This window comes from Binatus sp. (SeqCode), assembly GCF_036522015.1.
Classification (GTDB): domain Bacteria; phylum Desulfobacterota; class Binatia; order Binatales; family Binataceae; genus Binatus.
Map to the genome: position 1 here is coordinate 1 of NZ_DATDGQ010000051.1, position 18,333 is coordinate 18,333.

The following is an 18,333-nucleotide window of genomic DNA, read 5'->3' on the forward strand; positions in this document are numbered from 1 at the left end:
GCGCGCGCAGAGCCGCTACAACGCGCACATGGCGCTGCCGAACGTCGATGCGGAAACGATGGAAGTGCTCAAGGCCGTCACCAAGGACGAATCGTGGCATCTGTCGTGGATCGAAAAAGAGATGCACGAGATTGCCAAAGAGCAGGGCCACGAAGAGCAGGCTGAAAAATCGCTCGATCGCTATCGCAAGATCGATCGCGAGGTTTACGCCACTATCGCCGCCGACGAAGCCGAGCTGATGCGCTCCTAGCCGCGCGGCTCGCCTGGTCCAATCATTGTGCGTTCATTCCAGTCCGCTCGCGGAGCATTTCTGGCAGCACTCTTCCTGCTCGCCGCGTCGAACGCTCATGCCGGATGGGTAAAGGGCGAGTTCGCCTCGGTTGGCAAGCCGGTCACTGAATATCATTGTGTGCCGAATGGCGCCGGACCGTATCCTGCCGTCGTGATGCTGCATGGAGCGACTGACCGCAAGGACGCCGGCAACGCAGAGTACGAAAAGATGTGCGGCGATCTCGCCGGCCTCGGCTACTACACCGAATTCATCGAGTACTACAGTCAGACCGACGCGGTCGGCCCGGGACAGCCCGTGCAGATGAAGGAAGACTTCCCGATCTGGCTCGCGGAGATCCATTCGGGCCTCGACGCGCTCGACAAGAATCCGTCGGTCGATCCCCATCGGGTCGCCATGATGGGATTTTCGCTCGGTTCGTTCCTTTCGCTCTCGACCGGCGCGATAGATCCAAACCAGATCGCTGCGATCGTCGAGTACTACGGCGGACTCCCTCCGGCCCTGCAGTACGGGGCCAAGACGATGCCGCCGACGTTGATCCTGCACGGCGACAAGGACGTACTGGTGCCGGTGGCGATGGCGCACGAGCTGGACGAGTTGCTGACGAAAGAAAAACGTCCGCACGAAATGAAAATCTACGAAGGCGCGAACCACGCCTTCAACTTTGCCGGGCTGCCCTTCTGGTACAACGCCGACGACGCGCAAGACGCGTGGAATCGCAGCACCAAATTCCTCGCCGCAAACCTGAACGGCGACGATAAGCCCGCCAAGTAGATCGAACCGCGTGTCCGCGGACTATGCTGTGTGCGCGAGGCTTTCCGTGCTGCGAGCAGCGAGAGCGGCATTGATCTGCAGGCGCATCGCCTCGGCGTATTCTGCCGCTGCCGCTATGGGCTTGGCGCTGTCGTTCTTTTTATACGCGTACATGAGGCTGCGGCTCGCGTTCACGATGAATCCTGTCCCGTCCGCGCGCGCCGACGCGACCGCGTCCGCTGCCGTCCCGCCTTGCGTGTCGTATCCGGGCACGAGGATCGTCGCCGCCGGCATCAATTCGCGCGCGCGCCGCGCCTGCACCGGGTATGTCGCTCCGACCACCGCGCCGACGGAGCTTAGACCGCTGGTGCCGACGAAATCGCCACCCCATCCATTTACGCGCTCCGCCACCGACTCCCAGATCGGGCGATTGGGTGCGTTGCGATCCTGAAACTCTCCCGACGAGGGATTCGACGTCTTCACCAGCACGAATACTCCGCGGCCATTTTTCACCTTCGCGATAAACGGCATCAGCGCGTCGCTGCCCTGATACGGGTTCACGGTGACAGCGTCGCAATTGAAGTCGCCTTCGCCGAGAAATGCCTCCGCGTATGCGGCCGAGGTGGTGCCGATATCGCCGCGCTTCGCATCCGCGATCGTAATCAAGCCAAGTTTCCGCGACAGCTTGATGACCTCGCAAAAAGCGCGCATCCCATCGAGCCCGCGCGCTTCGTAGAAAGCGAGCTGCGGCTTGACGGCAATCGCGGAACGCGCGCATGCCTCGACGATTTCGCAGCAGAAGCGCGCCAGGGTATAGCCGGGCGGGATTCCCGGCGCGCCAGGCGCATCGAGCTGAGGATCGATGCCGAGCACCACGACGCTTTCTTTTGCGCGCGACGCTTGTGCAAGGCGATCGGCAAAGTTCATTGCGCGCATTATTGCATACCGTGGCACGGAGGTCACATCGGGCGTTGCGTTTTCACATCCGTCGCGGGCATCCTTTGAAACATCGACAGGGAAAACCGCATGAACAACCTGACTATCGTTACCAAGCTTCGTTTCATCGCAGCGCTCGCGCCGGCGATTCTGTTGATCGCGGCGGTGGTGATTGCCGGCGCGTTTCACGTATTTGGCACATTGCCCGGCGAACTCCACGAGAACGAGAATGCAGCCGCGCGCGCAGCCCAGGGCATGGAAACCGCGCTCTACAAGATGGATTGGGGACGTACGCAGCCCGACGCCTCGCAAATCGTGGTCGATCAACAGCGCGGATTTATTTCTGAGATCGAGATTGCGCGCCAACACATTGGCAGCCCCGAGCAGGCCGAGCGCATCGAAAAAATCGCCAACGACGCACGTCCGCTGTTCGACGCGATGCGCACCGCATCGCCAGGCGACGACAGCCTCGAACCGAAGCTGCGCGATTTGCAAGGCGCGGTCGCAGACCTGATGAGCCTCGACGACGCGGCCCTGATAACGGTCGCCAACAGCGCGGAATCGCAGTCCCGCACCATGATCGCGATTACAATTGTGGCGCTGGTATTAGTCCCGTGGATTTGTTTCGTGGTGATCGCAAACCTGACCAGCACCCTCTACAAGGAACTAAAAGAAATGCGCCGCCGATTAGGCGACATCGCCGAGCACGGTCCAACTCCCTCCAACGACATCAGCGCCCTCGACGAAGCCCTGACAAAATTAGGCTTCCCAAAACCAAACCCAATGCTCGCCGAGTAACACCGCGTCCAAAGTCTTTGACGAGGTAGAGGAGGATTGAGATGCCCGCCCAGTTTTTAGGCGGTTGCGCCTGCGGCGCCATTCGAGCGGGCAGCCTCGACGATCCGAGCATCTTCCGGCCCGCCCAGGACATCTACACGGCAGCGCTCAACCATGGGACCACATGAACCCAAGCTTGCCGAAGTCCTAGAAGCTACCGGGTAACTGATCGTACACCACTATGATTCTACCGCTTCTTCCTCTTCGCGATTTTCTTCGCGCGTGGCTTCGTCCCTCCGTCGGGCAATACGATGTCGAGGCTGCGCCATAGGTACCATGCTGCCGCGGTTCTGTACGGACGCCATCGCTCCGCGTGCTTGAGTAAGCGCTTTCGATTCGGCCGTTGGCGCATCTTGTAGTGTCGGCGGATTGCGTTCTGGACGCCGAGGTCGTCGGCCGGCATCACGTCAGGGCGGCCGAGGTTGAACATCAGGAACATCTCGGCGGTCCATCTGCCGATTCCCTTGACCATGACGAGATGCTCGATGATCTCCTCGTCGGTCATCCTGTGGAACAGGTGGAAATTGAGTTTGCCGTCCCGAATGTGCGCGGCGAGGTCCCTTATATAGAGAGCTTTTTTTTCAGATAGACCCACCGCGCGCAGTTGGGGGACAGTTTTGGCAAGCACCTGCTCCGGCGAGGGAAATTCCACGCCGGGAAACAGCGCGACGAAGCGGCCGTAGATCGCGTTGGCGGCTGCGCCCGCGAGCTGCTGAAAAATGATCGCTCGCGCCAGTGCCTGGAAGCGCTCGCGCCGCGGCTGGATTCCTAGCGCACCGACCCCTGCAATAATCCGTGCGAGGATCGGATCAGCCTTGCTGAGGTGTATCCGTGCCCTGCGGGCATAATCGACTTTGTTGGTAGCCACTTTCCTGAAAAACCACTTTCCTGAAAAACCATTTTACTGAAAAGACGGTTCGCCGAATCTTGCACGCCTGCTAATGTCGTTCAATCGGTACGATGAGCGAAGACTTGAGACTCCCGATGTGCCCCGAGAATCTCCACGAGGGGATGCGGCTTGGGCCGATTCATTACGTCGTCACGCCGGAGCGGGCGCTCGCATTTTCAAATGCGGTCAAGGCGACGACTCCGGCGTTCATACTCTCGGCGCAGAATCCCGACGCGATGGTGTCGCCTACGATGCGTCTGCAGGACTACTCGCTGCTCATCGCCACTCATCTGAAGGGCGGCAAGGGCGGCGTCCACGCCAAGCATTGGTGCGAGTTTCACGAGCCGATGCGCGTCGGGCAGTCGGTCAAGACCGTGGGCAGGATTACCGCGACGTATCGCAAGCGCGGCAAGTTTTATTTCACGCTCGAATATGAATCTCGCGACGCGATGACGGACCAACTGCTGGTGCGGCAAGCGATCACGTCGGTGCTGCTGAACGACAAAGGGGAGATGCAATGAGCGCGGCGGCGGGCGAGATTCGAATCGGCGCGGAATTGGTTTCGGCGCCGTACCTGCTCGACGCCTCTGCGGCGAAGGCTTACCAAGACGGAATTGAGGGTCCTCCGCGACGTCGTCCGCCCCGCGGTATCCACGACGATAAGGACGCGGCGCGCAGGGCCGGATTCGTCGCGCCAATCGCCGGCGGCGAGCAGAGCATAGCGATAATCGCGCAATTTCTGGCAGACAACTTCGGCATGCGCTTCCTTCGCGGCGGCCGTATCGAAGTGTCGCTCACCAAGCCGGTGCTCTTCGGCGACACCTTGACCTCGCACGCGAGAATCGTTTCCGTCGATGCTAATTCGAATCGTGCCGATCTGCAGATCCACGTTGCGAATCAGCGCGGCGAACAGGTGCTGGCCGGCACCGCCGCAGTCAGGCTGCACGACGCATGAGCGCCGGGAGCAGTCGCGATTCGAACGCGCTGCCGCGCGACGACGCCCCGTCGGCTCGCGCTACGCCGCTCTGGCGCAAGGCGCTTCCGTATCTAGGGACACTGGCGATCTTTGCGCTGATCTTCTGGCGCATCCCGATTCGAAAAGTCGAGCAAGCGCTGTCGCAGGTGCCGATACTCGATTTCCTGGCAGTGTTCATGCCGTACTCGCTGTTCTACTGCGCGATCGATTCGGCGTGCCTCACCTGGGTAGTACGACGCTTCAACGCGCCGATGCACTACCGCGACATCCTGCCGATTCGCGCGAGCATGTACGTGCTGGCGCTCATCAACACCAGCCTCGCGCAAGGCGGCGTCGCATACTACCTGCATCGCAAGGCGGGAATCACGTTCCTGAGCGCGCTCAGCTCGGTGCTGTTCATCGCGATGCTCGAAATCTACCAGCTCTTTCTGTTCTCGACGTTGGGTGTGATTTTTTACACACCGGTCGGCGCCGCGCAGATAAGGATCGTCGCGATTCTTCGCCTCGTGTACATCGCGGCGTGGGCGATCCTCGCGGGAGTTATGATTTTCTTTGCAGTCGCGCGCCGCAGCGCGCGGATTCGCAACTGGGTCGAGACCGGGAGAGCCGGCGCATTGCTCGCGACCTTCATCCAGGCGCGTCCGCTCGATTACCTGGCGGTACTGGCAATCAAGGCGCCGACGTTTCTCGCCTCTGTCGTCGCGCAGTACTATGCGCTGGCGCTGTACGGAATCGCGATCCCATTCGTGAAGCTGATGCTGTTTCTGCCGCTGGTGTTCCTGGCCGCGGCGTTGCCGATCTCGGTGGCGCATCTCGGCACCAGCCAGGCAGCTTGGCTGCTGTTCTTCTCGACCAACGCGTCGCCGGCGAAGATCGTCGCGTACAGTCTGGCGGCGCAACTCACGTTCATGTTGTGCAATGCGCTGATCGGTCTGGTGTTCCTGCCGCGCGCCAGCCGCGAGTTGACGGCTCTGCGCGCGGAGGACGGAAGCGCTCCAGCGTCCGCGTGAGCTCTAGCGCACGCCGAGGACCGGGAATCCTTCGCGTTGAGCGGCTTCAGCAAGTCTCCGATCGAGAGTGACGAGTTCTAAAGATTGTGGATCGCCATCCGCGGCAACAATTGCGGCACCGAGTTGGAGTGCATCAGCTGCGCGTAGTGGATAATTCACAATTATGCGTTCGGCATGATATCTCGCAGCGGCAGCATCTTCGATTTCAACCCAAGTTGCGGCGGCATCTCGCACATTAAGGATCGCCTGTTTGCATAACTCGGTGAGGTCGGGGCGCTCCCGCTGCTTTCTAGCAATAGCGGACTTCAACTCAACTACCGTCATCATCCAAATCGTGACGCCGGAATCGATCGCCTGCCAACTTCGAACCTGCGGCGTTGAAATTTCTTCGAGGAACGTCGGAACCAGCGCGGAGGCGTCCCAGAATCTCACCAGCCGCTCTCACGCTCCTCCAACAGGGCCTGCACGACGCCGGCAGGGCCTCCCGGAAGCTTGATCGGCTTATGAGTCTTCAGCCAAGCGGCGAAGTCGCCGGTAGGGCGTTTGATCGCTCCCTTGGCTTCAAGGCGGGCGAGGCGCTCTTCGTCGAGATCTTTCTTGCTGTGGGTCTTGCTACGCTTGAGGGGGACGATCTCGGCGATTGGCGTGTCGCGATCGTAGATGACGACCGAGCCGCCCGCGCGGACGTGATCGAGATAGCGCGAAAGGCCGTTGCGCAGTTCCGCGATTTTGGCTTTTTTCATGACTCCTTGATTATAGCCAAGTTGGCGCTTTCGGGCCACTAAGTGCCGAGGCGCCCAGTGCGTGAATTCTCCATCAGGTCGAGAAAAGTTTTGATAGTGCGGCCGGTTCGAGGCGGATGCCGACGTAGAAGGGGCCGAATTTCGCGTATGCGGCGCTGGCCTCATCGAAGCGCATCTCGTAAACGAGTTTCTTGAACACGAGCGGATCGTCGGCGAAAAGATCGACGCCCCATTCCCAATCGTCGAATCCGATCGAGCCCGAAATAATCTGCGTCACCTCGCCGGCGAAACGCCGCCCGACAATGCCGTGATCGTGCATCAGGCGCTGGCGCTCGTCGATCGGCAGCCGATACCAGTTGTCGGCGCCGTCGCGCTTCTTGTCCATCGGATAGAAGCACAAGTAAGGCCGCGCCGGGATTTTCGGAAACAGCCGCGGGGAGATCTTTTCGCGCTGCCGGGAAATCTCGGTCTCGATTTCAGATTTCCATTGCGGCGAATGCGGCCCGATTCCCTGCTCGACCAGCTTGCGATAGAGCGCGACCGTCGCTTCGTACAGGCCAATCTCGATCACCGACAGGTACGACGTGGCCGGCTCCAGGTAATCGCTGAGCGCAAGCCTCGCGACCGCGTGTTCAGCCTGCGCGAGTTCCTCGAAGCTGCGCCGGAAGTGGACGATCAACAGATCGCCCTTGTGCCCGAGCGCGGAGAAGAGCGCGGTATCGCCATCCTCGCGCCGCGCCATCTCGCCGAAAATCTTCGACGCCTCGTCGATCGCCGCGTTGCGTTTCGCATCGTCGAGCGCGCGCAATTGGTGGCGCCGCACGCGGAACATCTGATGCAGGATGCTGTAGCCTTCGAGCGTAAGCGGCGCGGCGGGAAAATCGCCGGGAATCTTCGCGCGTTCCTTGCCTCGATTTTGATCTCCGCGGTCGCTGCTCATGGCGGCAATTCTAGACGCTACGCAGCCGGTTGTCTTGCGACATGCGAACCTGCGCACGACCGTACTAGCGCCTCCGCGACTCCGGGATTCGATGCCCAATGCGCGTGAACGTATGACGCGAGAACGTTTCCGACGCGATAGCCTTCGGCGAATGGAGCGCCGCCCCATCGCGGCGTCACGTTATAGACGGTGTCGATCCGATTGCCGGCACCGGCACCCTCGAGCGTCGAGTGGCGAAACTGATGACCGCGAAATCGCGTGTGCGCCGGCCCGAGAATCGAGTCGGTGCGCGTCTCGACCTCGACATAGCCCAGCGCCTGGAGCCTGTCCGACATCACAGCAACGCCGGGAATTATCGCAGCCATCGGCCATCGCCCGCCGTCAAGCGTTTGGATTGCGTCGCCGATGTACATCAAGCCGCCGCATTCAGCGTAAATCACTCCGCCGCGAGTCGAGAAACCGCGGATAGCCGCGAGCATCGCAGCATTCGAAGACAGTTCGCGCGCGAACGCCTCGGGATATCCACCGCCAAAGTAGAGTCCGTCCACTTCGGGCAACTCGCGATCGCGGATCGGCGAGAAATTTACAATTTCCGCGCCCAACGAGCGCAGCCGATTCAAATTGTCTTCGTAGTAAAAATGAAACGCGGCGTCGTACGCCACTCCAATCCGGCAGCGCGGCAAAACCGAATCGATTTTGCCCAGGTCAGACGCGCGATCACTTTCAAGTGTGGGTGCCGAACGCGCAATCTCGAGAATTGCGTCGAGGTCCAGCCATTCGGCCGCAAACCGGCTCCATCCGTCGAGCAGCCGTTGCGGCACATTCGATTCGTCCGCCATCAGCAAGCCGAGATGGCGCTCGGGAAAGACGAGCTCGGGGCTGGCGGGAAATCCACCGACAATCGGAATCTCGGGCGCGGCGGCGCGCAGCAGATCGAGATGCCCGCGCCCACCGACGCGATTGCAGATCATACCCGCCATGCGAACCGCGGGATCGAAACGCGCGAAACCCGCAGCCACCGCGGCGATCGTGCGGGCGACGCCTGAAGCGTCGGTGACGAGGAGCACGGGCGCGTCCAGCCATTTCGCAATCTGGGCGGTCGAGCCTTCATCGCCGGTCGGCGTCGCGGAATCGAAGAGACCCATCATGCCTTCGATCACCGCGATGTCCGCGCCGGCGGACGCGCGCGCAAAAGTCGCCACTGCCGCCTCGCGATCCGCCATCCAGCCGTCGAGGTTATGCGAGCGAACGCCGGCGGCGCGCTCGTGATAAGTGGGATCGAGATAATCAGGGCCGCACTTGAAGGGCGCGACGTTGAGGCCGCGCGCACGCAATGCACCCATCAGCGCGACAGTCGCTGTAGTCTTGCCGACGCCGCTGCCAGTCGCCGCGATGACGACGCGGGGAATTTTGCCCGAGGGAACCATCGCGAATGGCGATACTACCACAACGACAGCGGCTCTGCCGCCGCCTTTGCGCGGGCTAGACGTTCACGCGCGGCAGCACTTCGTTCACCAGGCGATCGAACTGGCCCCTCTGATCCCACGATGTGATTCGGAGCGCGATCGCCTTGGCGCCGTCGCGAACCAAACCGCGCAGGTGCTCCACGCAATCCGCCGGCGTGCCGGCCGCGGTCCACGCTTCGACCATCTGCGGAGCGAAGATGGGACCGTAATACTCATCGAGGAAGCGCCTGGACTCTTCGAGCGCGGCATTCCGATCGGAATTGATGTTGATATTGTGGTACGCGAGATTCGGGAACGCGGCCGGGTCTTTTCCTTCTTCGCGCAAGCATTCCGACAGCTTCGACCACAACCCGGCGAGCATCTTTGGAAATATCTGCACGGTCATCCAGCCGTCGGCAATTTTCGCGACTCGGCGCATCGGCTTTTCGGATTGCGCGGGCGGGGGATTCGCAGCGATCCAAATCGGACACGGCTGCTGCACCGGCCGCGGCTTGATCGTCACTCCTGTGAACGACCGATACTTGCCCGCGAAGCTGACGTCGTCTTCGCTCCATAGGCGCCGGCAGATCGCGATGTTCTCGGCCATTCGGTTACCGCGCTGCCCATCGGTGATTCCCCAGGGCCCACCTTCTTTCGCACTTGCGCCACCGGCCGGGACAATTCCAGTGCATGCGGCAAGAAGCATGCGACCGTTTGAGATGAGATCGAGCGTGGCCCATTGATACGCGAACAGAATCGGATCACGGATCGGGAAACTCGCCATGCATCCAACGCCGAGCTTCACGCGTGAGGTCGCAGCGGCGAGCGCACCCAGCAAGGAGATAGACTCCGGCCGCGGCTTCGCCATCACGCTGTCGCCGACCCATACGGAATCGAACAGTGGAATTCGGTCCGCTTCGGCGGCCATAGCAATCATCGCGGGCCAGGTTGCGATGTTGAAAAACACTCCGCGCTGCGGAATCGTGAAACCGAAACTAACTTTGCCGGCTGACATCGCAATGCTCCTTCCAATCAGGCGGACCTTATCCGCGCGCCTTGCAGAAGCGCCGGATCAAGCGCTGTCGCGCCGGCGGCGGCATTTGCGAGCACGACTTCGAACACAGATTGACCGTGCGCACGAATCCATTCTGCCAGCGGACCGTCCTGGGTTTTCGACGCGAGCAACTGCACTTCGTTGGGACCGATCTTGAAGCTGACGCCCGCGCCCTCGAGGTCTGCACGCTCGACCGGCACACCGGGACGCCGGAGCACGCGCGCATAGCAGCGGCTGGTAATGCCGGGATCATCAACGGCGATCGCGAGCGTGCGGATACCGGTCGCGCCGTTGCGATGTGAACGCTCACGCGGGACGCGCTCGTCGCGCGGCGTGTCGTCTTTGATCAGAAACGGCAGTTGGCCATTGAAGGGAGGCGCGGGAGTCGCGAGCAACCAACTCAGGTGATAGCCATCGGGACGATCGCGCGTCAGCGAATAAGGATCGCCAATCCTGGCGCCCGCTCGGCGCATCGCGTCGATATCCGCCGTGAGGTCGTCGGTGCACATGCAAAAATCGACGAGGCCGCCGCCCTTCTCGAGCGCCCTTTGCCACGGATGCCCACTGTTCGGTTTGAGGAATGCGATCAACTCGAAATAGCTGCCGTCGCCGAACGCGATTAAAGCATTGTGACTACCGATGGGATGCTTCCCGCCGCGAACCACGGTGAATCCTGCCCGCGAGTAACTCGTAATCGCGGAATCAAGTTCGCTAACGACGATCGCGACATGGTCGATGCCGGTGAACATGCAGTCCGAATTACTAGAAACCCGCACAAGCCGGCAAGCGAGAGCTATCCGCTCGATCGAACCTGTGACGGAAAGAAGATTCGCGGTGCGCTTGCCTGAACGCGGCGGGCGTAGCGAGCGCCGAGATCAAACCATTCCAGACCGGGAAGGCGGGCGATCGATCTATCGACGCCGGCTAAAAGCTCAACGCCGCTCTCGCCGGGAAACAGATAGGCGCACACGCGGCGCATCGCGGGATCGCCGCGCACGGTCACTCCCACCGGCGTCCAGAAATTGCGCACCAGTAATGCGGTTAGCCGCCGCGCGGCAGGTACGCGAAGGCGGCGGCGCGCCTGGTTGAAGTAGAAGGCAAAGTGCCGGCGCTCGTCTTTGATGATTCGTTCCAGAATTGTCGTCAGCAGCGGACGTGGGCTGTCAGAGCGGTCACGCGTGAAATCGGTGCGCCTGATCAACGCCTGGTAGCCGGTCAGCGTCGAGATTTCGTTGATCGCGCCGAACGTCATGTGCACAGCCGGAAAGTTTCGCGTAATCCGCGACAGGACCGCGATGCCGGGCCGGATTACTCGATCGGCGAAACTGGTTTTGCTGCGCAAATCGGCAAAGCGCTGATCCCCGATTGCGACTCCCTGCGTCGCGAGAAAGCGACGGAGCAGCAGCGAGTGAAAAAATTCCTCGTAGGCCCAGCACGACAGGAACGCGGTCACATCGTTGTCGCGCACGACGTGGGTCGACAGCAAATCGCGCAGGTAAACGATCGTGTAGGACTCGATGTCCATCATGTACGCAATCGTGAACAATGCGTCGTCGCCAAGCCGCGGCTGGGGCGTCGTCCAGTCGAAACACTCCGGCTTGGTGGCGCCGCAGACGCGCAGGTAACGATTGAGATCGAAGGCGGTTTCGTTCGCGTCCATACCCGAGATACGGGCGCGGCGCCAAATCGGATTGCGCGCGCGACTTTCGCTAGCGGCGGGGAAAATCGCCCTTCAAGTACATCGCGCCCGTCGGCTCCTCGACTCCGCTGCTCGGCTCGAGCGTGATCGCACTCGCGAGCACCACCTCGCCCGGCGGCGGCAGATCGAGCGACACGATGGTGGCGCCGTGGCTCGAAGGCTCGAACAGTCCCGCCTTCAACGGACCCTGCTTCTCGCCAATCCACCAGACCTCGTACACCTTGTCGTCGGGCGTCGGTGGCAGCCCGCTGACTTCCAGCATCGCGGTGCCCTCAGTGCGATTGAGCGCGACGCTGCCGGTGGCCGAAGGGGAAGCCGGCAGTCCGGCCAAACGAACTACTTGCGAGTCAGGCCCCAGACTTGCCAGCGTCAGGTCCGTAGTCTGTGCGACCTTGGCCTCGAGCGCCGCCAGTTGGTTGCCCGTCGTATCGAGATTCCGCTGAACCTCGATGACGCGCGCAGTGAGCGCCGCGATCTCATTCGACACGTCGGACGAGTCGGTGCGCATCCGCGAATTGAAAAACACCACACTCACCACGATCGCGACCACCGCTGCGACGGCGGCCGACGCGAGCATCGCAAACCCGCGCCCGCGTGAGGGTTCACGCACCGTACGATACTCAATCCGTTGCGGCGGGCGGTCTGCATCAAGGCGGGCTTGCAGGCGGCTCCAGATGCGATCCGAGAGACCGTCACCGCCACTTTCCACGATGGCCATCGCGGCAAGTGCCTCGGTTAACGACGCAAGCTCGCGCTCGCACTCGTCGCATCCAGCGGCGAGATGCTCGTCAACCGCGCTCGCCTCATCACCGTCGAGGCGCGAGAGGGCCTTGAGCGGGATCAGGTCTTTGATTTCCGCGTGATCCATCTCGCCTACTCGATACTCCCTTGCAGCGCGTCGCGCAGCCTGATCAATCCGCTGCGCATCCTGCTTTTCACGGTGCCTAGCGGAAGGCTCGTGCGCTCGGCGATCTCGGACTGCGAGAGATCGGAAAAGTACGCCAGCCGCAGCAAGTCGCGTTCTCCGTCGTTCAAGGTTGCCAGTGCGCCCTCCACCTTGCGTCGTTGCTCGCTACTGTGAATTTCGCTTGATGGGTCTTCGGCCGCAATATGCTCGACAGGATCGCCGACGCGCGGCTCCCGCGCTTTGCGGGCGCGCAGTCGATCGATGGCGCGGCTTCGCACCGTCATCATAATCCACGCGCCAACCGAGCCGCGACCGCGATCGAATCGCGACGCCTCGCGCCAGAGCTGCCACAGGACATCCGCCGCGACTTCTTCGGCGTCGGCTTTGTCACGCAGAATTCTATCCGCGACAGCGCTGAGCGCGAGGCCATAACGTTGATTCAGCGTGGCCAAGGCGTCCTGGTCGCCGGCGGCCATGCCAGACACGAGTGCTTCATCGGAAATCCTGTTGTCGGCCGGCATCGCCACCTGGCTTCTACTTCAGGTACGTCGCGCGACGGGCGCTGGATTGGCGCCGCTAACCGAGGGCACGAGAAGCCACCAGTTCAGTGATTTGGGTTTCGCCGTAGCCGAGGATGGTTTCGAGGACGTATTGATTGTCCTGCCCCAGACTCGGAGCCATGCGGCGGACAGCGGCCGGAGTGCGCGACAGTTTTGCGCGAGGACCCTCGACCGTGAATTTGCCGAGACTGGGATGATCGAGCGCAACGAAATGGCCGCGATGCTTGAACTGCGGATCGGCATACGCGTCGGCGCTGTTCTGCACCTGGTGGGCGGGAACCCCGTGCGACTGAAGGCGCGATTCGATCGCGCCGCGATCGAGTGCGCGGCTCCATTTGGCGATTGACGAGTCGATCGCGTCGCGATGGGCAAGTCGGCCCGCGGCGGACGCATAGTGCGGGTTGCGCGCGAGATCGTCATCTTCCATCGCGGCGCACAGGCGGCGCCAATCGTCATCGTCGCGGCATACGATCGCGACCCAATTGTCGTCACCCGCGGCTGGATAAACGCCGTGAGGCGCGAAGTCGGTGTCGGAATTTCCGACGCGCTCTTCGACGCGGCCGTTCACCGTATAGTCGAGAATCGCCGGCCCCAGAAAGTGAATCGCGCATTCAGCCTGCGACTGATCGATGTACTGACCCGCGCCGGTGCGGCGGCGATAGTCGAGCGCTGCGAGAATTGCCATCGCGGTGAAACGCGGCGCCACGTAATCGGTGTACGCGCCGAAGACGCCCGAAGGAGGACGGTCGGGCCATCCGGTGAGATTGGTAAAGCCCGAAATTGCGGCCGCCATATTCCCGAAGCCGGCGATTTTCGCGAGCGGCCCCGTCTGCCCCATCAGGCACGAGCTCAACATGATGACGCCGGGGTTTATCTTGCGCAAAGTTTCGTAGTCGAAGCCCCACGCGCGCATTGCCTTGGGAGAGAAGGACTCGGTGACAACGTCGGCCCATCGCACGAGGTCGTGCACGACCCCGCGCGCGGCGGTATTGCCGAGGTCGAGCGAGATTCCGAATTTGCCGGCGTTGCAGTTGGCGAACAGTCCCGAGCTGTCGGGGCCGAATTGGTTCCCGTAGTAGGGCTGGAGCGTGCGCGCGGTATCGACGCGGGTGGGTGACTCAATCCGCACGACAGTCGCGCCGTAGTCGGCAAGAATCCGCGTCGACGCGGGACCGGCCATCACCCACATGAAGTCGCAAATCTTGACGTCCTTCAGCGGCAGGTCGTTGGGCATCAGATGATCCCCGCGCGGGTTAGATCGGCGATCTCGCGTTCGCTCAAGCCGAGTTCGTCGCGATAGATTTCGGAATTATGCTCGCCGACGGTCGGCGCTCGTCTTCGATATTCGATCGGCGTCGCGCTGAATTTTGCAAACGGTCCCGGATACTGGAACGACTCGCCGAGTTCAGGATGCGCGACGCTTTGGAAATAATCGCGCGACGCGAATTGCGGGCTCTCGACCACTTCGGCGATAGTGGTGAGCGGCGTGATCAGAAATCCGCGCTCGACTGCGAGCCCGAGCAACTCGGCCTTGGTGTGGCTGCGCGTGAATCTGCTGACGATCTGCTTGATTCGATCGAATTCTGAAAGCGGTTCGGCGCCGCTGAACAGCTGCTCGCCGTATGCGATCCAGTCTTTGTCGCGCGTGGCCTCGTCGCAAAAACCCTGCTCGCAAATGAACTGCATCAGCCTGGCGGTGAAAACGCCGAGCGCCGATCCGAACAGAAACGTCATCGCGACGTAGCCGTCGCTGGCCGGCCAGACCAGTGGAATCTCGATCGGACCCATTTTCACGCCGCCTGACATCCGTCGCGGTTCAATCGAGCCTAGCGCAGCCGCGAGAGTGTTCGACTGGGTCGCCATCGCAACCGATTGTACCGCCGCGACATCGACGTGTTGCCCGAGGCCGGAGCGCACACGTTCATGATGAGCCGCGAGCGCGGCCACCGCCGCGTCGGCCGAAGCATGCAGGTAGGCTTGCGGAACGCATAATCGCACGGGCGGGCGATCCGCGTCGCCGGCGAGGATCAGAGGTCCGCCGGCGGCCATGATGATCAGATCGCTGTCCGCGTAGTTCGCTTTCGGTCCGTCCTGTCCGAACGGCGTGATCGAAACGTAGATCAGCGCGGGATTGATTTTCGCCAGGTCGGCAAACCCGAGATTGTGCTGCGACATGTGGCCGGGATTGTGCGACTCGATCAGAAAATCTGCGCGCTCGACGAGGCGGCGCAGAAGGTCGCGGCCGGCGTCGCGCTCGAGGTCGAGCGTGATCGCGCGCTTATTGCGATTGTACGCCCACCAATACAGCGAGCGGTCGGGATGCGGCGCGTCCCGATAGAATGGCCCGATACTTCGCGCCGGCGATCCGCCGGGCGGCTCAACCTTGATGACATCGGCGCCCATGTCGGCGAGCATCTGGCCGCATAGAAGGCCGCGCTCGGTCGTAAGGTCGAGCACGCGATATGGACTCAGCACGGACATGAATGCTCAGCGCCGATTCTTACCACTCTCGGACGGGCAAGCGTCAACGGGAAATGCGATGCCGTCCCGGGCCGAACTCGCCGCCGATGAGAGGCGCGTCGTCGAACTTCACGATCGCCGCCACGCCATCTGGAATCACAACCTCGCCGCCGGCTTCGCGATCCAGTTTCACTTCGATGAGTCCGTGAGGCGTCGGCACGCGGCCTTCGAGATGCCTGAGCGAGCCGAACCGCGGCGCGATTTCCGCGCGCGAGTAGCCCGGCGCGGCCGGCCTCACGCCCAGAACCCAGGTCGTCAAATCGTAGGTCGGCGTCGCCGACCATGCGTGGCATCGGCTCCCAGTGCCCGCGCGCGCGTCCCAGTATTCCTCGAAGGCGGTATCGCCGCGCTCGATCTGCGGCCACCATTTCATGCATCGCGCGGGAATCAGGTCGCGTCGGCCCGCGCGGACGATCGCGTCGTGCAGGATGTGAGAGAAGAACGGCTGCGCCGCGACGACGTCGTGCTCGACGTCAAACTTCATGTGCTCGGCGGGATCCATTCGTTGTTTCAGGTATGCGGCAACGTTGTCCGCAATCGTCGGCGTGACGACCACGCGCGACTCATCAAGGACGTAGTCGAGCATCCGGGACCACCGTTCGCGCGGCGCGCATCCAGCGACGATTGCGATTGCGTTGGTCTGCTGGCTGACGCGCCGGTGCGGGCCGTTGCGATCGGCGGCGTCCACGTAAACACCCGCGGCTTCGTCCCACAGCAAGTCGAATGCGCGCCGGGTCCGCTCAGCGTTCGCGCGCGCGTCCGCAGCAGCACGCGAATCCGCCATGACGGCATCTGCCAGCGACGCGAAGTCTTCGAGCGCCGCGGCGTAAAGCGCATCGAGCGCCCCGGTTACATCCGATCGCTCGGTCATCGCCCAGTCGATAAAGATCCAGCCCGGCATTCCGCGAATCAGTCCGTCGGGCGCGCGATAGCGCTCGAAGGCGGCGATTACGCCAGCGGCCGTCGGCATCAGCTCGCGCACGGTGACGGCGTCGCCCGAATATTCGAAGTAGCGTGCGAGTGCGCGAATCCAATGCAGTGAGTAGTCGGGGATGGTGGTCGATGAAATCGAGAAGTCGCACGCAGCGGCCATCGCCAGCAGACCGTCGCCGCGCCGCGAATGCGCGCAGACTCGCAAATGACGGCGCACCAGGCGCCAATCGGTGTTCGTCGTGTACGTCAGCAGGGCGTGGATGTACGAGTCGCCGAGCCACGCGCGCTGCTCGCGGCCGGGACAGTCGATGAAGGCGTCGGTCGAGCATAGTTCCAGCGTGCGCGAACCGACGCGCCAGATTTTGTTGAGCGCGGGATCATCGCTCTCGAAATACGCCTCGTCACCGCGCGGATAGCGCCGCTCGATTGCGCCCGCCGATTCGATTTGCGCATCGCCGCGCGTGACGATCGACAGATAGCGGAACCCGACCGACTCGTACGACTCGACGCGTTCTGCCTCGCCGCCGCGCAGGACGTAGCGCATCGCAAATTGGCGCGGTTGCGTCTCCGCGCTGCCGTCGGCGCGCACATCCTCGCCGCAATACACATCGACAGTAGATCCTGCGGGACCGCGCACGACAGCCCACGGCGTCGCGAGCGTGATCATCCCGGCGTCGAAATTAGCGACAGTGTCGGGACCGTTTGCGGACTGCTCGGCCGTTGGATATGCGCCGCGCGGATCGTCGCTGTCGAGACCCGCAACCCCGCGTCGTGTTAGTTCTTTCACCGCGATCGGAATCGAAGTCAGTGGCGCGATCTCGTCGTGCTCAGGCGACGTGAAAGGTTCGACCGGAATTCGCGTGCGATTGTACGAAAAGGTGCCGGCCGACAATTCGACCGCCGGCTGCCATCCAGAATCATCGGACTCTGCCTCGTTCCATCCGGTGGGAATCGCCCCGCCGTCCAGGATTTCTGTTGGTGGCACCGGCAGTGCCGCGCCGCTCACCACGTCCTGCCGATACGGCGCCGCGCGTCCTTTCCACGAGGCATCTGAAATCACACCGATGGCAGGCGCTTCGAACGCAAACGATCCGAAGCCCAGCAGGAAACTCGGCGTCGCCGGCCGCCACCACGGACCCGGCACTCCGTAAAAGCGCACCAGCGACGCAATCGCATTTCGACCGGCATGAAGATACGGTGCGAGATCGATTTCCGTCCACGCCAGGCGCTCGGGTATCGAACGCGCCGGTCCGCGCGCGACTTCGACCCCGTTGACGAACATCACGAAGCGCGAGTCGGCCGTCACTCGCGCGGGAACCGCCGCGGGAATCGAATCGAGTTGCACCGTGCGCCGTAAATAACAGAACCGATTCCAGGTTTCTTTCGCGGGAATTCCGGCGGCGCCGATCGGCGAAACCGGCAACGGCGCGGGACCCGCCCAAATCCATCGCGCATCCCAGGTAATCGGCCATTTCGATCCAGCCATCTGAACTCCCCATCTAGTACGGGCGAGCAGCCTTGCCGATTATCTCGCGCGCGACAAGCGTCTTCATGATCTGCGCCGTGCCGTCGCCGATCTCGAGTCCGATCACATCACGCATTCGCTGCTGATGCGGCAGGTCAAGGCTGAACCCCAGATGCCCGTGTAGCAGCAGGCATTGATGCAGAACGTCAGCGGCCAGCTCGGGTGCGAGCCACTTCGCTCCCGCCGCCAGCCATCCGTGCGGCTCCGCGCGATCCTTCAGCCACAGCGCCTCGTAGCACAACAATCGCGCGGCGCGCAGCCGAACCGCCGCCTCGGCGAGCGGAAACGACACTCCCTCGAACCGCGCAAGCGGTGCG

21 protein-coding genes are annotated in these 18,333 nt (G+C 62.4%); 6 read left to right on the forward strand and 15 right to left on the reverse strand.

Going from position 1 to position 18,333, the window contains the following annotated elements; translation table 11 throughout:
* On the forward strand, positions 1–250 hold a 250-nt coding region (locus tag VIW95_RS02210), incomplete at its 5' end, for a hypothetical protein (protein WP_331583586.1).
* A gap of 27 nt (positions 251–277) precedes the next feature.
* Positions 278–1,063: a dienelactone hydrolase family protein gene (locus VIW95_RS02215; protein ID WP_331583588.1), complete on the forward strand. Its 786-nt coding sequence runs from the start codon at positions 278–280 to the stop codon at positions 1,061–1,063.
* A 21-nt stretch (positions 1,064–1,084) separates the two neighbouring features.
* Here the strand turns inward: VIW95_RS02215 and pyrF are convergent, their stop codons facing one another.
* Positions 1,085–1,969, reverse strand: a complete 885-nt coding sequence (gene pyrF / locus VIW95_RS02220) for an orotidine-5'-phosphate decarboxylase (protein ID WP_331583590.1) — start codon at positions 1,967–1,969, stop codon at positions 1,085–1,087.
* Between the two features lie 99 nt (positions 1,970–2,068).
* On the opposite strand from pyrF, the gene VIW95_RS02225 reads away from it, so the two are divergent.
* Positions 2,069–2,776, forward strand: a complete 708-nt coding sequence (locus VIW95_RS02225; RefSeq protein WP_331583592.1) for a hypothetical protein — start codon at positions 2,069–2,071, stop codon at positions 2,774–2,776.
* Between the two features lie 226 nt (positions 2,777–3,002).
* Here VIW95_RS02225 and VIW95_RS02230 read toward each other — a convergent pair whose 3' ends face one another.
* Positions 3,003–3,683 (reverse strand): DNA-3-methyladenine glycosylase, encoded by a 681-nt coding sequence (locus tag VIW95_RS02230; protein ID WP_331583594.1) that lies wholly within the window; start codon positions 3,681–3,683, stop codon positions 3,003–3,005.
* 92 nt (positions 3,684–3,775) lie between these two features.
* On the opposite strand from VIW95_RS02230, the gene VIW95_RS02235 reads away from it, so the two are divergent.
* Genes VIW95_RS02235 through VIW95_RS02245 form a run of 3 tightly spaced genes read left to right on the forward strand, consistent with a single transcriptional unit; the run spans position 3,776 to position 5,690 of the window.
* Positions 3,776–4,225 carry an FAS1-like dehydratase domain-containing protein gene (locus VIW95_RS02235; protein WP_331583596.1) on the forward strand — a complete coding sequence of 150 codons (450 nt, stop codon included), beginning with the start codon at positions 3,776–3,778 and terminating at the stop codon, positions 4,223–4,225.
* Complete coding sequence (locus tag VIW95_RS02240; RefSeq protein ID WP_331583598.1) at positions 4,222–4,659, forward strand: MaoC family dehydratase; 438 nt, start codon at positions 4,222–4,224, stop codon at positions 4,657–4,659. Before VIW95_RS02235 ends, VIW95_RS02240 begins: the two co-directional genes overlap by 4 nt.
* The gene (locus VIW95_RS02245) at positions 4,656–5,690 is read left to right on the forward strand and encodes a lysylphosphatidylglycerol synthase domain-containing protein (protein WP_331583600.1); all 1,035 of its coding nucleotides are present in this window, start codon (positions 4,656–4,658) and stop codon (positions 5,688–5,690) included. The genes VIW95_RS02240 and VIW95_RS02245 overlap by 4 nt, the downstream gene beginning before the upstream one ends.
* Positions 5,691–5,693: 3 nt before the next feature.
* Here the strand turns inward: VIW95_RS02245 and VIW95_RS02250 are convergent, their stop codons facing one another.
* The 13 genes from VIW95_RS02250 to VIW95_RS02310 all read right to left on the reverse strand — a co-directional run.
* The gene (locus tag VIW95_RS02250; protein ID WP_331583602.1) at positions 5,694–6,122 is read right to left on the reverse strand and encodes a type II toxin-antitoxin system VapC family toxin; all 429 of its coding nucleotides are present in this window, start codon (positions 6,120–6,122) and stop codon (positions 5,694–5,696) included.
* Positions 6,119–6,433 carry a type II toxin-antitoxin system Phd/YefM family antitoxin gene (locus tag VIW95_RS02255; protein WP_331583604.1) on the reverse strand — a complete coding sequence of 105 codons (315 nt, stop codon included), beginning with the start codon at positions 6,431–6,433 and terminating at the stop codon, positions 6,119–6,121. Before VIW95_RS02255 ends, VIW95_RS02250 begins: the two co-directional genes overlap by 4 nt.
* 73 nt (positions 6,434–6,506) lie before the next feature.
* The gene (gene hemQ, locus VIW95_RS02260) at positions 6,507–7,373 is read right to left on the reverse strand and encodes a hydrogen peroxide-dependent heme synthase (RefSeq protein ID WP_331583606.1); all 867 of its coding nucleotides are present in this window, start codon (positions 7,371–7,373) and stop codon (positions 6,507–6,509) included.
* A gap of 17 nt (positions 7,374–7,390) precedes the next feature.
* Entirely contained in the window at positions 7,391–8,800 is a 1,410-nt protein-coding gene (locus tag VIW95_RS02265; RefSeq protein ID WP_349259278.1) for a cobyrinate a,c-diamide synthase, read from the reverse strand.
* A gap of 55 nt (positions 8,801–8,855) precedes the next feature.
* Positions 8,856–9,833: an LLM class flavin-dependent oxidoreductase gene (locus VIW95_RS02270; protein WP_331583610.1), complete on the reverse strand. Its 978-nt coding sequence runs from the start codon at positions 9,831–9,833 to the stop codon at positions 8,856–8,858.
* Positions 9,834–9,850: 17 nt separating this feature from the next.
* Positions 9,851–10,621, reverse strand: a complete 771-nt coding sequence (locus tag VIW95_RS02275) for a VOC family protein (protein ID WP_331583612.1) — start codon at positions 10,619–10,621, stop codon at positions 9,851–9,853.
* A 44-nt stretch (positions 10,622–10,665) separates the two neighbouring features.
* Positions 10,666–11,532, reverse strand: coding sequence for a hypothetical protein (locus VIW95_RS02280; protein WP_331583614.1), 867 nt, complete (start codon positions 11,530–11,532; stop codon positions 10,666–10,668).
* Positions 11,533–11,581: 49 nt separating this feature from the next.
* Positions 11,582–12,439, reverse strand: a complete 858-nt coding sequence (locus VIW95_RS02285; RefSeq protein ID WP_331583616.1) for an anti-sigma factor — start codon at positions 12,437–12,439, stop codon at positions 11,582–11,584.
* Positions 12,440–12,444: 5 nt separating this feature from the next.
* Positions 12,445–12,999: a sigma-70 family RNA polymerase sigma factor gene (locus VIW95_RS02290; RefSeq protein WP_331583618.1), complete on the reverse strand. Its 555-nt coding sequence runs from the start codon at positions 12,997–12,999 to the stop codon at positions 12,445–12,447.
* Positions 13,000–13,054: 55 nt separating this feature from the next.
* Positions 13,055–14,272 (reverse strand): CoA transferase, encoded by a 1,218-nt coding sequence (locus tag VIW95_RS02295; protein ID WP_331583620.1) that lies wholly within the window; start codon positions 14,270–14,272, stop codon positions 13,055–13,057.
* Positions 14,272–15,519, reverse strand: coding sequence for a CaiB/BaiF CoA-transferase family protein (locus tag VIW95_RS02300; RefSeq protein WP_331583622.1), 1,248 nt, complete (start codon positions 15,517–15,519; stop codon positions 14,272–14,274). Before VIW95_RS02300 ends, VIW95_RS02295 begins: the two co-directional genes overlap by 1 nt.
* 43 nt (positions 15,520–15,562) lie before the next feature.
* Positions 15,563–17,977, reverse strand: coding sequence for an alpha-L-rhamnosidase C-terminal domain-containing protein (locus tag VIW95_RS02305; protein ID WP_331583624.1), 2,415 nt, complete (start codon positions 17,975–17,977; stop codon positions 15,563–15,565).
* 13 nt (positions 17,978–17,990) lie between these two features.
* The coding region (locus VIW95_RS02310) for an acyl-CoA dehydrogenase family protein (protein ID WP_331583626.1) at positions 17,991–18,333 on the reverse strand (343 nt) is incomplete at its 5' end.

What these genes read in the sequence shown, in the direction of transcription:
- VIW95_RS02285 (WP_331583616.1), bottom strand. Translation starts at nt 12,439, where the DNA reads ATGGATCACGCGGAAATCAAAGACCTGATCCCGCTCAAGGCCCTCTCG.
- hemQ (WP_331583606.1), bottom strand. Translation starts at nt 7,373, where the DNA reads ATGAGCAGCGACCGCGGAGATCAAAATCGAGGCAAGGAACGCGCGAAG.
- VIW95_RS02240 (WP_331583598.1), top strand. Translation starts at nt 4,222, where the DNA reads ATGAGCGCGGCGGCGGGCGAGATTCGAATCGGCGCGGAATTGGTTTCG.
- VIW95_RS02255 (WP_331583604.1), bottom strand. Translation starts at nt 6,433, where the DNA reads ATGAAAAAAGCCAAAATCGCGGAACTGCGCAACGGCCTTTCGCGCTAT.
- VIW95_RS02290 (WP_331583618.1), bottom strand. Translation starts at nt 12,999, where the DNA reads ATGCCGGCCGACAACAGGATTTCCGATGAAGCACTCGTGTCTGGCATG.
- VIW95_RS02305 (WP_331583624.1), bottom strand. Translation starts at nt 17,977, where the DNA reads ATGGCTGGATCGAAATGGCCGATTACCTGGGATGCGCGATGGATTTGG.
- VIW95_RS02295 (WP_331583620.1), bottom strand. Translation starts at nt 14,272, where the DNA reads ATGCCCAACGACCTGCCGCTGAAGGACGTCAAGATTTGCGACTTCATG.
- VIW95_RS02270 (WP_331583610.1), bottom strand. Translation starts at nt 9,833, where the DNA reads ATGTCAGCCGGCAAAGTTAGTTTCGGTTTCACGATTCCGCAGCGCGGA.
- VIW95_RS02245 (WP_331583600.1), top strand. Translation starts at nt 4,656, where the DNA reads ATGAGCGCCGGGAGCAGTCGCGATTCGAACGCGCTGCCGCGCGACGAC.
- VIW95_RS02225 (WP_331583592.1), top strand. Translation starts at nt 2,069, where the DNA reads ATGAACAACCTGACTATCGTTACCAAGCTTCGTTTCATCGCAGCGCTC.
- VIW95_RS02235 (WP_331583596.1), top strand. Translation starts at nt 3,776, where the DNA reads ATGAGCGAAGACTTGAGACTCCCGATGTGCCCCGAGAATCTCCACGAG.
- VIW95_RS02300 (WP_331583622.1), bottom strand. Translation starts at nt 15,519, where the DNA reads ATGTCCGTGCTGAGTCCATATCGCGTGCTCGACCTTACGACCGAGCGC.
- VIW95_RS02275 (WP_331583612.1), bottom strand. Translation starts at nt 10,621, where the DNA reads ATGTTCACCGGCATCGACCATGTCGCGATCGTCGTTAGCGAACTTGAT.
- VIW95_RS02280 (WP_331583614.1), bottom strand. Translation starts at nt 11,532, where the DNA reads ATGGACGCGAACGAAACCGCCTTCGATCTCAATCGTTACCTGCGCGTC.
- pyrF (WP_331583590.1), bottom strand. Translation starts at nt 1,969, where the DNA reads ATGAACTTTGCCGATCGCCTTGCACAAGCGTCGCGCGCAAAAGAAAGC.
- VIW95_RS02265 (WP_349259278.1), bottom strand. Translation starts at nt 8,800, where the DNA reads ATGGTTCCCTCGGGCAAAATTCCCCGCGTCGTCATCGCGGCGACTGGC.